This is a genomic window from uncultured Phascolarctobacterium sp. (assembly GCF_937920985.1).
Taxonomy (GTDB): Bacteria; Bacillota; Negativicutes; order Acidaminococcales; family Acidaminococcaceae; genus Phascolarctobacterium_A.
This window is the reverse complement of sequence record NZ_CALDXR010000010.1, coordinates 1-14,047: the sequence shown is the minus strand read 5'-3', so window position 1 is coordinate 14,047 and position 14,047 is coordinate 1. Positions and strand designations below refer to the sequence as shown.

The following is a 14,047-nucleotide window of genomic DNA, read 5'->3' as shown; positions in this document are numbered from 1 at the left end:
TACTGAATTCCGTTTCACTGAATTTAATTTCAGTATAATTTTATATTTTCCATCAGAATTTGTCAATATTTTTTTGCTAACCCCTGCACTGCAAGCAAAGAGGCTGCCACTTTCGTGACAGCCTCTATAATTTTGCTCTATTAAATTTTTACAGCTTGCTTTGCAGCTTCTCCAGCTTAGCCTGCTGCACTGCCAGCACCTTGTCACCGATAGCGAACTGCTTCTCGTTTTCGGAGAAAGCAGGGCCGCCGTAGGATTTACGTGCTTCTACGCAATGCTCGGGCTTCAGAGCTACCAGCAAATCGCTCTCGAAAAGGTCGGAGAACTGCTTGTATTCCTCCAGAGAAATCTCCGGCAGGAATTTGCCCTGATGAATTGCATAAGCAACGCATTTGCCGACAACCTCATGTGCCTGACGGAAGGGCAGTCCCTTGCGTACCAAATAGTCAGCCAAGTCGGTGGCATTGGAAAAGTCCTTGCTCACAGCCTGCGCCATCTTGTCCACATTAACCGTCATCGTCAGAATCATATCACGATAAACAGCCAGTGTGAATTTAACGGTGTCGATAGCGTCGAAGAAGCCTTCCTTATCCTCCTGCAGGTCCTTATTATAGGTCAGCGGCAGGCCTTTAGCCGTTGTCAGCATAGCCATCAGATGACCATACACACGGCCGGTTTTACCGCGTACCAGCTCGGAAATATCAGGGTTCTTCTTCTGCGGCATCATGGAAGAGCCGGTGGCAAAAGCATCGTCCAGCTCAACAAAGCCGAATTCGGTGCTGCTCCAGAGGCAGATTTCCTCACTCAGACGGCTCATATGCATCATGAGGGTAGAAGCAAAGGAAAGAAATTCAATGATATAGTCACGGTCGCTTACTGCGTCCATGCTGTTCGGATAAACTGTGCCGAAGTTCAGCTCCTCCGCAACCATAAAACGGTCGATTGGGAACGTGGTACCTGCAATCGCACCGGCACCCAGCGGCATCATGTCCGCGCCCTCCCAAACGCCCAGCAGGCGGCGGAAGTCACGCTGCAGCATATTGAAATATGCCAGCATATGATGAGCAAAGGTAATAGGCTGCGCACGCTGCAGATGGGTATAACCCGGCATCAGAGTTTTTTCGTGCTTTTTGGCAACTGTTAAGAGAGCTTCCTCAAATTTAAGCAAAAGCTCGGCAATTTCGGCAACCTCACGCTTCATATACATATGCATATCGAGTGCAACCTGGTCGTTACGGCTGCGTGCGGTATGCAGACGGGCGCCGGCGCTGCCGATGCGTTCGGTCAGACGCGCTTCCACATTCATATGAATGTCCTCCAGCGCAACGTCAAAATGGAAGTTGCCTGCTTCAATATCAGCCAGGATGTCTTTCAGACCGGCAATGATTTTCTCCCCGTCCTCTGCCGGAATGATGCCGCATTTAGCCAGCATACCGGCATGAGCAATGCTGCCGCGGATGTCCTCGTGATATAAGCGTTTATCAAAATCAATGGACGCATTAAATGCGTCCACCAATTCGTTCGTATTCTTACTGAAACGACCGCCCCAAAGCTTAGCCATTATTTCAGGTTGCCTTTCTTCATCAGCGCTCTTACTTTCAGCGGCAGGCCGAAGAGGTTGATGAAGCCGGTAGCATCTGCCTGGTTGTAAACTTCGTCTTCGCCGAAGGTTACATATTCCTGGCTGTACAGGGAGTACGGGGATTTAACGCCTGCACTGTAGATGTTGCCTTTATAAAGTTTCATGCGAACAGTACCGGTAACGGTTTTTTGAGTTTCGTTAACGAAAGCATCCAGAGCCTCACGCAGCGGGCTGAACCACATACCATCGTAAACCAGCTCGGAATAACGGATGGAAACCTGTTGCTTAAAGGATTGGGTTGCACGGTCCAGGCAAAGGTTTTCCAGATCGTTGTGGCCGTAGTAGATGATAGCGCCGGCAGGATTTTCATAAACGCCACGGGATTTCATGCCAACCAGACGGTCTTCAACCATATCGGTGATACCAACAGCATTGCGGATACCGATTTCATTCAGCTTTTCAACCAGCTTAGCCGGGCTGAGTTTTTCACCGTTAACGCTTACAGGCACGCCTTCAACGTATTCCAGCTCAACATATTCCGGTTTGTCGGGAGCTTTTTCAGGAATGTTGGTAACGATGAACAATTCATCTTTCGGTGCATTCCACGGATCTTCCAGGTCGCTGCCTTCATGGGACAGATGCCACATGTTGCGGTCCATGGAGTAGTCATGGTCATGAGATACAGGAATAGGAATGTTGTGTGCTGCAGCATAGTCGATTTCCTGGTCACGGCTGCGCAGTTCCCACTCACGCCATGGAGCGATGATTGCCAGCTGCGGAGCCAGAGCCTTTACGGACAGTTCGAAACGAACCTGGTCGTTGCCTTTGCCGGTAGCACCGTGAGCAATAGCGTCAGCGCCTTCTTTTTCAGCGATTTCAACTAATTTTTTAGCAATCAGCGGACGAGCGAAGGAAGTACCCAGCAGGTATTTCTTTTCGTATACAGCACCGGCCTTAACGGTAGGCCATACATAGTCGCTGATGAATTCTTCTTTCAGGTCCATGATGTAGCATTTGCTTGCACCGGTTTTCAGTGCTTTGTCATGAACTGGTTCCAGTTCGTCGCCTTGGCCAAGGTCAGCGCAGGCAGCGATAACTTCGCAGTTGTTGTAATGCTCTTTCAGCCAGGGGATGATTACGGATGTATCAAGGCCACCGGAGTAAGCCAGAACTACTTTCTTAATATCTTCTTTTTTCATTATAATAGCCTCCCATTTCTCTATAATGCTATGCATTAGTGAATAAACTTACAAACTTCTTGTATTATATACCCTTTTTATGCATAAATCAAGTATTTAAGCGCATGTATACAATACTTTTTGTGTACTAGATGTAACAAAAAGCCCAAAATATAGCGTATTTCAGAAAATTTTGTCTGTATACAAGAACGGCTAAGCATATAAACCTATACGCTCAGCCATTATATTTATACATTCAAGACCTGTTTTAAAGTACTTCGTCGCTCATCAGCAGCGCCATAATAGCCTTTTGTACGTGCAGTCTGTTCTCTGCCTGGTCAAATACAACAGATTGCGGTCCCTCCAGCACTTCCTCGGTAATTTCTTCACCGCGATGTGCGGGCAGGCAATGCAAAACGATTGCTTCCGGACGTGCTTCGTTCAGCAACGCCTGGTTAATCTGATAATTATGCAGTGCTTTGAAGCGAACCTCGCGCTCTGCTTCCTCGCCCATGCTGGTCCATACATCGGTATAGAGCACGTCGGCGCCCTTGGCAGCCTTGAAGAGGTCCTCCTCTACGGTAATGCTGCAGCCTGTTTGGGCAGCATCCTCCTGCGCCAGGCGCAGGATTTCCGGGTCAGGCTGATAGCCCTTCGGGCTGGCGCAGATCATGTTCATGCCAACCTTAGCGCAGGCAAACATCAGAGAGTGTGCCATGTTGTTGCCATCGCCTACATAAACCAGCTTACGGCCTTTGAGCACCTTCATCTTCTCCTGAATAGTGAAGATATCGGTCAGCGCCTGGCAGGGATGCAGCAAATCGGTCAGACCGTTGATAACGGGAACGCTGGCATATTTAGCCAGCTCAATAACGGAATCATGCGAAAAAGTACGGATCATAATACCGTCAACAAAACGGGAAAGTACACGCGCTGTATCACGAATAGGCTCGCCACGGCCGATCTGGGAAGCGGAATCGCTCAGATAAATCGGATGGCCGCCCAGCTGCCAGAAGCCTACCTCAAAAGAGGTTCTGGTACGTGTAGAAGCCTTGGAGAACAGCATAGCCAGAGTTTTACCCTTCAAATACTGGTGAGGCTCACCGGCCTTTTGCTTACGTTTCAATTTTTTTGCCACATCAAGAATTGTTGCGACCTCGCCTACGCTAAGGTCATGAATAGAAATCAGGTCTTTGTCTTTTAAACTCATTTTTATCCCCTCTCGTTTTTAACAGGCCGCCAGCGCCTTATCCAGCGCAGCAACCACAATATCAATTTCTTCCTTGCTGATAATCAGCGGCGGTACAATGCGGATAACATTACCCGCAGTACAGTTCACAATAACATGGTTTTCCAGGCAGCTTTCCACAATCGGCTTGCCCTCACCGGCAACCTCCATGCCAAGCATCAGGCCGCAGCCACGGACATCGGTAACCTTGTCAGGATATTTTTCCTGCAGCTTACGCAGCTCATTCTTAAAGTATTCGCCCTTCTCCGCAACCTTGTCTACCAAGCCTTCGGACTTGATAGTCGTCAGCGTTGCGTACACAGCGGCGCAGGCCAGCGGGTTACCGCCGAAGGTGCCGCCGTGGTCGCCGGGCTTGAACACATGCGCCAGGCGCTCCGGCACAGCAAAGCCTGCAACCGGGAAACCACCGCCGATGCCCTTGGCAAAGGTCAGGATATCAGGCTTCACGCCGCTGTGCATATAAGCGAACCATTTGCCGGTACGCGCAACACCGGTCTGCACCTCGTCGAAAATCAGCAGCGCATCATGCTTGTCGCACAGCGCACGCACCTGCTGCAGATATTCGTCAGACGGTACATGTACGCCGCCCTCACCCTGGATAGGCTCCAGCAGTACAGCGCAGACATCATCATCCATCTGTGCCTCCAGCGCCTTAATATCGCCGTAGGGCACAAGCACGTGTCCGGGGCTCAGCGGACCGTAGCCGACATGATAATAATCATGACCGGTAGCAGCCAGCGTATCAAAGGTACGTCCGTGGAAGGATTCGTCCGCAGAAATAATTTTATATTTCGTAGGTGCCTTGCTCACGCCGTATTTGCGCGCCAGCTTCATAGCGCCCTCATTGCCCTCGGCACCGCAGTTGGCAAAGAAAATACGGTCCATGCCGGTAGCCTCGGCCACAACACGCAAGGCCTTCGCCTGAATCTCGGTATAATACAGGTTGGAGCAATGCATCAGCTTGGCAGCCTGCTCGCTGATAGCCTTCACCAGCACCGGATGATTGTAACCAAGACTGTTGACAGCGATACCGGCAAAGGCATCCACATACTCATTGCCCTCGTTGTCCCACACACGGCAGCCCTGGCCAAGCTCCATAACCATCTGATATCTGCCGAAAACAGGCAGATAGTATTTTTCTGTTTCTTCTATAATTGTTTTTTTATCCATTGTCAAGAATATCTCCCCCTCATACAAGCCCCTGCTATCAGATTTCTTTAACTACCTCGGTACCAACTCCCTTGTCGCTGAAAAGCTCCATCAGAATAGAATGCTCGGCACGGCCGTCAATGATATGTGTTTTCTTGGCACCGCCGCTAAGAGCCTTAATGCAGGAGCGAACCTTAGGAATCATCCCGCCGTCAATGCTGCCCTTAAGAATAAGCTCATGAGCCTTTTCAAAGGTCAGAGTGGAAATGAAGCTGCTTTCATCCGGATATGCGGAATAAATACCGCGGACATCAGTCAGCACCAGCAGCTTTTCTGCCTTCAGCGCACCGGCAATTTCACCGGCAGCAACATCTGCGTTAATGTTATAGGTTTCACCCTCATCACCAACACCGGTCGGAGCGATTACAGGAATATAACCGCCGTCCAGCAGGCAGTTAATCAAATCGGTGTTGACCTCCTTAACGCTGCCGACAAAGCCGATATCTACCAGGTTAACCTCACCGTTTTCATAAACATCAGCCAGATATTTTTTAGCCTTCAGCAGGTTAGCATCCTTACCGTTGAGGCCAACAGCCTTACCACCCAAAGCATTCAGACGGCCGACAAGGTCAGTGTTCATTTTGCCTACAAGCGCCATTTCGGCAATAGCTGCGGATTCTGCATCGGTTACACGCAAACCGCCGACAAATTCGCTCTTTTTACCAGCCTGCTCCAGCTGACGGCTGATTTCCGGACCGCCGCCGTGAACAACTACCGGACGCATGCCGGCGTATTGCAGGAACAGGATATCCTGCAGCACCTTGTTTTTCAAATCATCGTTAAGCATAGCGTTTCCGCCATATTTTACAACAATGGTTTTATCTTTAAAATTGCTGAGATACGGCAGTGCTTCCATTAAGGTCTGTACTTGTTGTTCGTTCATTAACATAGTGATAGTCCTCCCTCATTTTTTATATTTGTCTTGCGTTTATATTTATTATTGCTTCTCTCCAAAGATGCGAGCGAAAGTATCAGATGTAATCTCCATCGTACTCTACATATTTATTTTGCATCTATATATTATTGCTTCTGCTTCTCTTTGAAGACGCGAGAGAAGGTATTAGATGCGAGCAATGGTGACGACGGCGTACTAGAGGTACGTCGAGGAACCATTGTGAAGCAGATGATGCCTTATATCGCGTCGCTTAGGTATGGTATTCGCCGTTAATCTTCACATACTCATAACTGAAATCGCAAGTCCACACAGTTGCGCTTTCCTCACCGGCACCCAGGTCAATGCTCATGGAAATATCATGCTCGGCCATGGTCGGCGCCAGCTTTTCGGCAGGCACATTGCAGTTCATGCCGTTTTCTACCAGACGGATACCGCCGATAGAAAGATTTACCTTATCTGCCTCCATGGCAGCGCCGCTGTAGCCTGCAGCGCAGACAATGCGTCCCCAGTTCGGGTCCTCACCGAAGAAGGCTGTTTTTACCAGCGGCGATTTGGCAATAGCCATCGCTGCAGTTTTGGCATCCTCCCAGGTTGCGGCACCGGTAACATTTACCTCCAGGAATTTGGTAGCGCCCTCGCCGTCATGCGCAATCATTTTGGCAAGGTCGGTAGCACAGGCAACCAGCGCTTCAAAAAAGGCCGGATAATCCGGATGCTCCTCCGAAAGAATAATTCCGTTTTCGGCAAGACCGTTGGCCAACACAATCATGCTATCATTGGTACTTGTATCGCCGTCGACAACAACCATGTTGAAGGATTTGTCGGCAGCCTTTTTCACCGCACGCTTCAGTACATCGGGAGCAACGGCGGCGTCGGTAGTAATAAAGGTCAGCATAGTTGCCATGTTCGGATGAATCATGCCCGCACCCTTGGCAATACCGGCAAAGGTTACCTTCTTGCCGCCGATTTCCGTTTCATAGGCAGCGTGCTTGATAAAGGTATCCGTAGTCTGAATCGCCATAGCGCAGCTTTCGCCCTCGCATTCGTCCAGGCTGTCAACAGCATCGGCAATGCCGGTCAGCAGCTTGTCCATCGGCAGGAATTGGCCGATAACACCGGTGGAGCAGACAAAGACTGCTTCCGGCGCAATGCCTAAAAGCTCTGCCGTATGCGCCTGCATTTTCTTGGCATCCGCCAATCCCTGCTCGCCCGTGCAGGCGTTGGCACAGCCGCTGTTTACGGCAATAGCCTGCGCATAACCGTGCTTGTTGACCTCGCGGCTCACGAGCACTGGAGCAGCGCACATTTTATTTTGTGTAAATACCGCACCGCAGGCAGCAGGCACGGTACTAAAAATAACTGCTACATCATGATTGCCGCTGGCTTTGATACCGGCCTTGACGCCGGCAGCAAGGAAGCCCTGCGGTGCAGTCACCCAGCCTTCGATTTTCTTCATGAGATTCCCCTCTTTCCTTGGTGCTTACATCTTTTCTTCTACAGCGGCATCACCGCTAAGCACCTTTTTATAGTATAATAGTTATAACAAGCTTAAGGAACAAGCGGCAGCTGACGCAGGCCGGCAGTTTCATCAATGCCAAACATCACATTCATGTTCTGCACTGCCTGTCCCGCAGCACCCTTAACAAGATTATCAATACAATTCATCACAATAATGCGGCCTGTACGCTTATCGGTCTGCCAGCCAAGGTCCACATAGTTGGAGCCGCGGATATTCTTCAATTCCGGGCAAACTCCCTTACCGCGCAGGCGGATGAAAAATTCATCGCCGTACATTGCCTGATAGGCCTCCTCAATCTGTGCATCCGTTACGCCCTGCTTCAGCTGTGCGTAGCAGGTTGCATAAATACCGCGGTCCACAGGCAGCAGATGCGGTGTGAACTGAATCACTACATCTTCACCGGCAAACTCGCTGTAAATCTGCTCGATTTCCGGCGTGTGGCGGTGTGACGCAACACCGTAGGCCTTAAAGCTTTCGTTGACGCTGCAGTAAAGGCTGCCTGCCTTCAGGCTGCGTCCCGCACCGGTCGTACCGCTTTTGGCATCAATCACAATGCCCTTAGTTTCAATCAGCTTATATTTTAAAAGCGGCACCAGCGCCAGAATGCTGCAGGTTGTGTAACAGCCGGGATTTGCCACCAGCTGCGCCCCGCGCACCTTATCACGGAAAAGCTCGGTCAGACCGTAGACAGCCTGTGCCTCCGGGTCCTCATGCTTCACCTTGTACCACTGTTCAAACACATGGTAATCCTTAAATCTATAATCGCCGCCGAGGTCAATAATCTTGGTCTTGCTTCCTCGCAGCTGCTTGCCTATCTTCATCGCATGGCCATGAGGCAAGGCAATAAAAATCACATCACTTGCTGCAGCAATAGCATCCAGCTCCTGCATCGACTGCAGATTCTTTTCAATACGTCCCGACAAATGCGGATACATAGAAGCAATCGCCTCTCCTGTACTACTTTCAGAGGTAATCACGGCAATTTCCGCTTCCGGATGTCCGTCCAGAAGTCGCAGAAGCTCAACTCCTGCATAGCCTGTTGCACCGATAACACTTGCTTTCATATCCATCCTCCTTTGTACTCGATAATTATACAACCAAACTGTATAATTTTGCAAGCACTTTGTGAATTTTTTTGTAAAAATTAAGGGACAATAATCCATTCTACAATCTTATTTTACTACCTAAAAGATAAATATACCAGTATTTTTTGCCAAATTCACACTTTATTGTTACAATAGACGTGAAAGCTATACACGTCACTGTTTAAAATATATCAAAATCACTAACGAGGTGTATCTTATGTTTAAAATTATTATCATGGCTTTGCTTATTTTTATAGGCATGGTGGGTTATGACAACATTACGGATAAGGCTCAGCCTACCACCCCCGTACAGCAGGAACAGCAGAAGGTCAGCAAGCACGAAAAATCCGCCGCTATGGCGCTTTTCACCAGCCTGCTGCCTCCCAAGGAGGAATGGCCCTCGCCCGTACATAAATTCTATCTGGCCTTTAATATGGATGAGGTTATCGATCCTATCCGTCAAAACCCGAACTGGACAAGTCTTGACGCCATGTCGCGCGATATTCCGCAGGCGTTGATTGCTATAGAGGACCACGCTTTTTATAATCACGGCGCTATTGCCGTAGAAGGTATTCTGCGCGCCACACTGGCCAACATCAACGCCGGCGAGGTAGTACAGGGCGGCAGCACGCTGACGCAGCAATTTGTCAAAAACGTTTTTCTTTCGCACGAGCAAAGCATGGAGCGTAAAATTGAAGAGGCCGTGCTCTCGCTCATGCTGGAGGATAATTACAGCAAGGACGAAATTCTGGAGCTTTATCTGAACACCACCTACTTCGGCGCAGGCTCCACCGGCATTAAACAGGCCAGCAGAACCTACTTCGGCAAGGCACCTTCGGCGCTGACTTTGGCCGAGGCCGCCGTCATCGCCTCGCTTCCCTACGCGCCCACCAGCCTCAATCCGCTGGAAAACCCCGAGGGCTGCAAAAAACGTCAGCTGCTGGTGCTGGCCGCTATGCATAAATACGGTATGATTAATCAGGGCCAGCTGGCAGAAGCCAAGGCAGAAAAAATCCGCCTCACCAACGGCACCGTCATGTAAAGCTGTAACAAAATCTACATTGTATATTTTTTAATTAACGTTTATCGCTAAAACCCCTGTTTTACTTGACCGCTTCATGCTTCATATATATAATTGAAGCTTAAGCAAAATCAATCAAAGAAGGTCAAAATCATGGAAACTACAACATTAGATAAGCTTCCCTTAGGTCAGGAGGCTATCATCGCTAAGGTCGGCGGCGAAGGCAGCATTCTGCGTCGCCGTCTGCTTGATATGGGGCTCACGCCCCGCACCCGCGTTATGGTACGCAAGCGCGCACCGCTCGGTGACCCGCTGGAAATCTCCCTGCGTGGCTACGAGCTGACGCTGCGTGCGGAGGAAGCCGCAAAAATCACCGTTACGCCGGAGGTGAGCGAAGCATGAAGCTGCATTTCGCCCTCGTCGGCAACCAGAACTGCGGCAAAAGCACGCTGTTCAACTATCTCACCGGCAGTAACCAGCACGTCGGCAACTTTCCCGGCGTAACCGTCCAGAAAAAGGAAGGTACCATTCTCGCCGTTCCCGACGCAGGCGTTATCGACCTGCCCGGCATCTACTCGCTTTCTCCCTACACCTCGGAGGAAATTGTTACGCGTGACCTGCTTTTATACAATAAGCCGGACGCAATTATCAACGTCATTGACGCAACTAATATTGAACGCAGCCTGTATCTTTCGCTGCAGCTCATTGAACTGAATATCCCGATGGTCATCGCCCTCAACATGATGGACGAGCTCACCGGCAGCGGTGGCAGCATTGACATTAAAGCAATGGAGGATTCGCTGACCGTGCCGGTTGTCCCCATCACCGCCAACTCCGGCGAGGGCGTAGGCGAGCTTTTGCGCCGCGCCGTAGAGGTAGCGCAAAACCAGCAGCTGCCACAGCGTCTGGACTTCTGCAGCGGTCCTGTGCATACCGCTATTCACAGTATCGCCCACTTAATCGAGACCAAAGCACGCCGCCAAAACCTGCCGCTGCGCTTCACCGCCACCAAGCTTATCGAAGGTGACAGCGATTTCGCCAAAGCGCTGCAGCTTTCGGAAAACGAATGCGATATCATCGGCCACTTCGTTACCGAAATGGAGCAAAACCTCAAAACGGATAAGGAAGCAGCACTGGCAGATATGCGCTATGCCTATATCGAGGACCTCTGCGCACAAACCGTACAGAAGCCCAAGCATACGGAAGCACAGCTGCGCTCCGTCAAAATTGACCATTATCTGACGCATAAATTCTATGCTATCCCTATTTTCGTGCTTATCATGGGCATTGTATTCTGGCTCACGTTTGACGTTATCGGAGCTTTTCTCAGTGACATCCTCAGCAATGTTATCGATGCTGTAACAGCTTCGGTTGATAACACGCTCACCGTGCTGGATATTGCACCGCCGATGCATTCGCTGATTATCGACGGCATCTTCTCCGGTGTCGGTGCCGTGCTTTCCTTCCTGCCGACCATCGTTACGCTATTCTTCTTCCTTTCGATGCTGGAGGACAGTGGTTACATGGCGCGTGTCGCCTTCGTTATGGATAAGATGCTGCGTAAAATCGGTCTCTCCGGTTCGTCCTTCGTTCCGATGATTATCGGCTTCGGCTGCAGCGTGCCGGCAATCATGGCCTCGCGCACCCTCGCCAGTGAGCGCGACCGCAAAATGACCATCATGCTCACCCCGTTCATGAGCTGCAGCGCCAAGCTCCCCATCTACGGTATGTTCATTGCCGCCTTCTTTCCGCATAACGGTGGCCTGGTCATGCTTTCGCTCTACCTCACCGGTATCTGCGTTGCTGTTCTCTCCGGCTTTTTGCTCAACAGCCTGGTGTTCCGTGGCAAGCCGGTCCCATTTGTCATGGAGCTGCCTGCCTACCGTCTGCCGACGGCGCGCAACATCATCATGCATATGTGGGAAAAGGCCAAGGACTTTCTGCATAAGGCCTTCACAGTTATTTTCCTCGTCAGCATCATCGTCTGGTTCCTGCAAAACTTTGATGTGCGCTTTTACATGGTAGATGCCTCCGACAGCGTTATCGCTTCCATCGGCAAGCTGGCGGCGCCGATTTTCGCACCGCTAGGCTTCGGCAGTTGGCAGGCAACAACCTCGCTCATCTGCGGCATTACCGCTAAAGAGGTTGTCATCAGTACGCTTTCCGTGCTTGCAGTCGGCAGCGGCGGCGCGCCTGATCTGGCAAGCCTCTTTTCGCCGCTCACAGCCTACACCTTCCTGGTGTTCTGCCTGCTCTATCCGCCCTGCGTTGCAGCGCTGGCTACCATCCGCCGCGAGCTGAACTCCGATACCAGCACGCTCTGCCTTATGGGCTATGAGCTTGTTGTGGCTTGGTGCGTGGCGTTTATTGTAAGGCAAATCGGTTTAATGCTTGGCTTCGCCTAAAAAATTGCATAAGAAAACAGCCCAAGATTCATGCTTTGAGAATTGGGCTGTTATTTTTTTGCCTATTTTACTGCTCTACAGCTCTTTTATCCGCGCATATGCCTGCTGCCAGCTCGTCAGCGACAGCTGCCACAGCTCGCTGTACGCCCGCACTGCCGCCTGCGGCGACCTTGCATGCAACGCGCACAGTCCCCGCACTCCTGCATAAGGATAGTACGGAATGCACGTCCGCGCCTCCTCGCGCGTCTGCAAAAACGTCTGCCCTATACTATGCTGCCCCTGCCGCAAACACCACAGCCAGCGGGCAAACTCCGCCAGCGTTTCCTTGACCACGGCAGCCTGCGCCGCCTCCGTCTGCCGGCCGTACCAATAGCGCTGCGCCAGCTTGTATTCCGCACTCTGCACCGCTGCGCCGGCAGCGCCGAAGTGCGCCAGCACCGCCTGATAATGCAGCAGATGCACACGCTCATGCATCAGCACGGAATCATAATAAGCTGCGTAATCCCAGCCATGCTCAGCACATTCCTGCCTGATAGCATTCACATAAAGCGTAATCCCCTTGCCCGCAGCAAATTCGCCGTGCAGCAGGCGTTTAAACTTTAGCTGCTGCAGCTTTTTGCTCCACTCGGCATATTGCTTGCCAAGCCTTGGCAATGCAGCGATATCATACTCCACCTGCAATGCTTCCGCACGCTCGAGTAATTGCCTGCCCTCGCGCTGCACGGCAACCGTGTCATAGCGTCCGTACTGCCTGTAAAGCAGCACGTCGGACTCTGCATACACTGCAGGCAGGCCAAGCCCTTTGGGAGCAGTGACGATATTTTCTAAGATAATTTCTAACATTCTTTTTGAATACACAAGCACTTTGCAGCCTCTCGGGCTATTCCGCGCTTAAATTATAATACCATGGCAATGGTCAATCTCATGCTGGATAATCTGCGCCGTAAAGCCGCTGAAGCTTTGCTTGCACTTTTTAAACTGCATGTCCTGATAGGAAACCGTAATTTTTTCGCAGCGTACTGCAGCACGCTCGCCTTCAAGTGACAGGCAGCCCTCCTCCGTCATATACTTGCCGGAGCGCTTGGTAATCTCCGGGTTCAGCATAGCAATATTCGTAGGGCCGATATTTACGGCAATAACGCATTTGGATACACCGATCATGTTTGCTGCCAGACCCACGCAACGGTCCGCATGAGCTGCGAGCGTATCTAATAAATCCTGCGCTACTGCAATATCCATAAAGGTTGCAGGCTGCGATTTTTGTGCCAAAAAGGCTTCGTCTTTTACTATTGGTTTTTCCATGGTGTACCTCCGTAGGTTTTTTGGTTAGCGCCAGCCTTATCTGACGCAATGCCCAAGAACAGCCTTTACAGCAACCTCGGGCAATCATCCTTCAAAATAATCATAAATCTTTGCTTCTACCGGCGTTTTCATTTCGTAAAACATTTGCACAATAGAAAGCTTTTCGCCCTTATTGCCGGTAATAGTTGTACCGATGCTCTGCTTATGCAGCATTTCGCCCATAAAATAAAATTCTGAGCCCTCAGCATCACTCTTTTTGATAAACAGGAGCTTCAGTGTTTCCGGCTGCTCAATCGCCACAACCTCCGGCGAATCAATATTAACTCTGCTGCGCGTCTGCCAGTTAAAAATCGTAGGACTGGCAAATCTGTCATCGTATTTAGTGCTTTCGCTAATGTTTTCGTCTTTTTTATAGGTTACAAATATCGGACAGGTATTATATTTAACCCTATAACCATAAACAACAGCGCTTTCATCCTTCGCCCAATTCAATATACGGCAGACATCCTTACGCGTATATGAACCATACAGCTTGAAGCCATGATAAAATGCTCATGTACGGTAAGGAAGCAAGCAACCGAAAACAAGAGATAGACCGCCAG

General features: G+C 50.3%; 13 protein-coding genes. 3 read left to right on the top strand and 10 right to left on the bottom strand.

Annotated elements, in window-relative coordinates:
* Positions 1–148 precede the first annotated feature (148 nt).
* The 7 genes from argH to argC all read right to left on the bottom strand — a co-directional run bounded on the left by argH (position 149) and on the right by argC (position 8,696).
* Positions 149–1,561 (bottom strand): argininosuccinate lyase, encoded by a 1,413-nt coding sequence (gene argH / locus Q0612_RS01550; RefSeq protein WP_276764499.1) that lies wholly within the window; start codon positions 1,559–1,561, stop codon positions 149–151.
* Positions 1,561–2,781, bottom strand: a complete 1,221-nt coding sequence (locus Q0612_RS01545; protein ID WP_021720576.1) for an argininosuccinate synthase — start codon at positions 2,779–2,781, stop codon at positions 1,561–1,563. Before Q0612_RS01545 ends, argH begins: the two co-directional genes overlap by 1 nt.
* Positions 2,782–3,028: 247 nt before the next feature.
* Positions 3,029–3,970 (bottom strand): ornithine carbamoyltransferase, encoded by a 942-nt coding sequence (argF, locus tag Q0612_RS01540; protein WP_021720575.1) that lies wholly within the window; start codon positions 3,968–3,970, stop codon positions 3,029–3,031.
* Positions 3,971–3,988: 18 nt separating this feature from the next.
* Positions 3,989–5,179, bottom strand: coding sequence for an aspartate aminotransferase family protein (locus tag Q0612_RS01535; protein WP_298879853.1), 1,191 nt, complete (start codon positions 5,177–5,179; stop codon positions 3,989–3,991).
* Between the two features lie 37 nt (positions 5,180–5,216).
* The gene (gene argB, locus Q0612_RS01530) at positions 5,217–6,107 is read right to left on the bottom strand and encodes an acetylglutamate kinase (RefSeq protein WP_298879851.1); all 891 of its coding nucleotides are present in this window, start codon (positions 6,105–6,107) and stop codon (positions 5,217–5,219) included.
* 256 nt (positions 6,108–6,363) lie between these two features.
* Positions 6,364–7,569, bottom strand: coding sequence for a bifunctional glutamate N-acetyltransferase/amino-acid acetyltransferase ArgJ (argJ, locus tag Q0612_RS01525; protein WP_298879849.1), 1,206 nt, complete (start codon positions 7,567–7,569; stop codon positions 6,364–6,366).
* 92 nt (positions 7,570–7,661) lie between these two features.
* On the bottom strand, positions 7,662–8,696 hold the full coding sequence (gene argC, locus Q0612_RS01520; protein ID WP_246869376.1) for an N-acetyl-gamma-glutamyl-phosphate reductase: 1,035 nt from the start codon (positions 8,694–8,696) through the stop codon (positions 7,662–7,664).
* Between the two features lie 238 nt (positions 8,697–8,934).
* Here argC and Q0612_RS01515 point away from each other — a divergent pair, with 238 nt between their 5' ends.
* The 3 genes from Q0612_RS01515 (at position 8,935) to feoB (ending at position 12,143) form a co-directional block, all read left to right on the top strand.
* Complete coding sequence (locus Q0612_RS01515) at positions 8,935–9,759, top strand: transglycosylase domain-containing protein (protein ID WP_298879843.1); 825 nt, start codon at positions 8,935–8,937, stop codon at positions 9,757–9,759.
* A 132-nt stretch (positions 9,760–9,891) separates the two neighbouring features.
* Positions 9,892–10,140, top strand: a complete 249-nt coding sequence (locus Q0612_RS01510; protein WP_009145060.1) for a FeoA family protein — start codon at positions 9,892–9,894, stop codon at positions 10,138–10,140.
* Complete coding sequence (feoB, locus tag Q0612_RS01505) at positions 10,137–12,143, top strand: ferrous iron transport protein B (RefSeq protein ID WP_298879840.1); 2,007 nt, start codon at positions 10,137–10,139, stop codon at positions 12,141–12,143. The genes Q0612_RS01510 and feoB overlap by 4 nt, the downstream gene beginning before the upstream one ends.
* Before the next feature lie 75 nt (positions 12,144–12,218).
* Here feoB and Q0612_RS01500 read toward each other — a convergent pair whose 3' ends face one another.
* The 3 genes from Q0612_RS01500 to Q0612_RS01490 all read right to left on the bottom strand — a co-directional run bounded on the left by Q0612_RS01500 (position 12,219) and on the right by Q0612_RS01490 (position 13,976).
* The gene (locus Q0612_RS01500) at positions 12,219–12,986 is read right to left on the bottom strand and encodes a hypothetical protein (protein ID WP_298879838.1); all 768 of its coding nucleotides are present in this window, start codon (positions 12,984–12,986) and stop codon (positions 12,219–12,221) included.
* Positions 12,987–13,034: 48 nt separating this feature from the next.
* Positions 13,035–13,445: a peptide deformylase gene (locus Q0612_RS01495; RefSeq protein ID WP_298879836.1), complete on the bottom strand. Its 411-nt coding sequence runs from the start codon at positions 13,443–13,445 to the stop codon at positions 13,035–13,037.
* A gap of 84 nt (positions 13,446–13,529) precedes the next feature.
* A complete protein-coding gene (locus tag Q0612_RS01490; RefSeq protein ID WP_281738005.1) occupies positions 13,530–13,976 on the bottom strand; it encodes a DUF3427 domain-containing protein in 447 nt (148 codons plus the stop codon).
* Between the last annotated feature and the right edge of the window lie 71 nt (positions 13,977–14,047).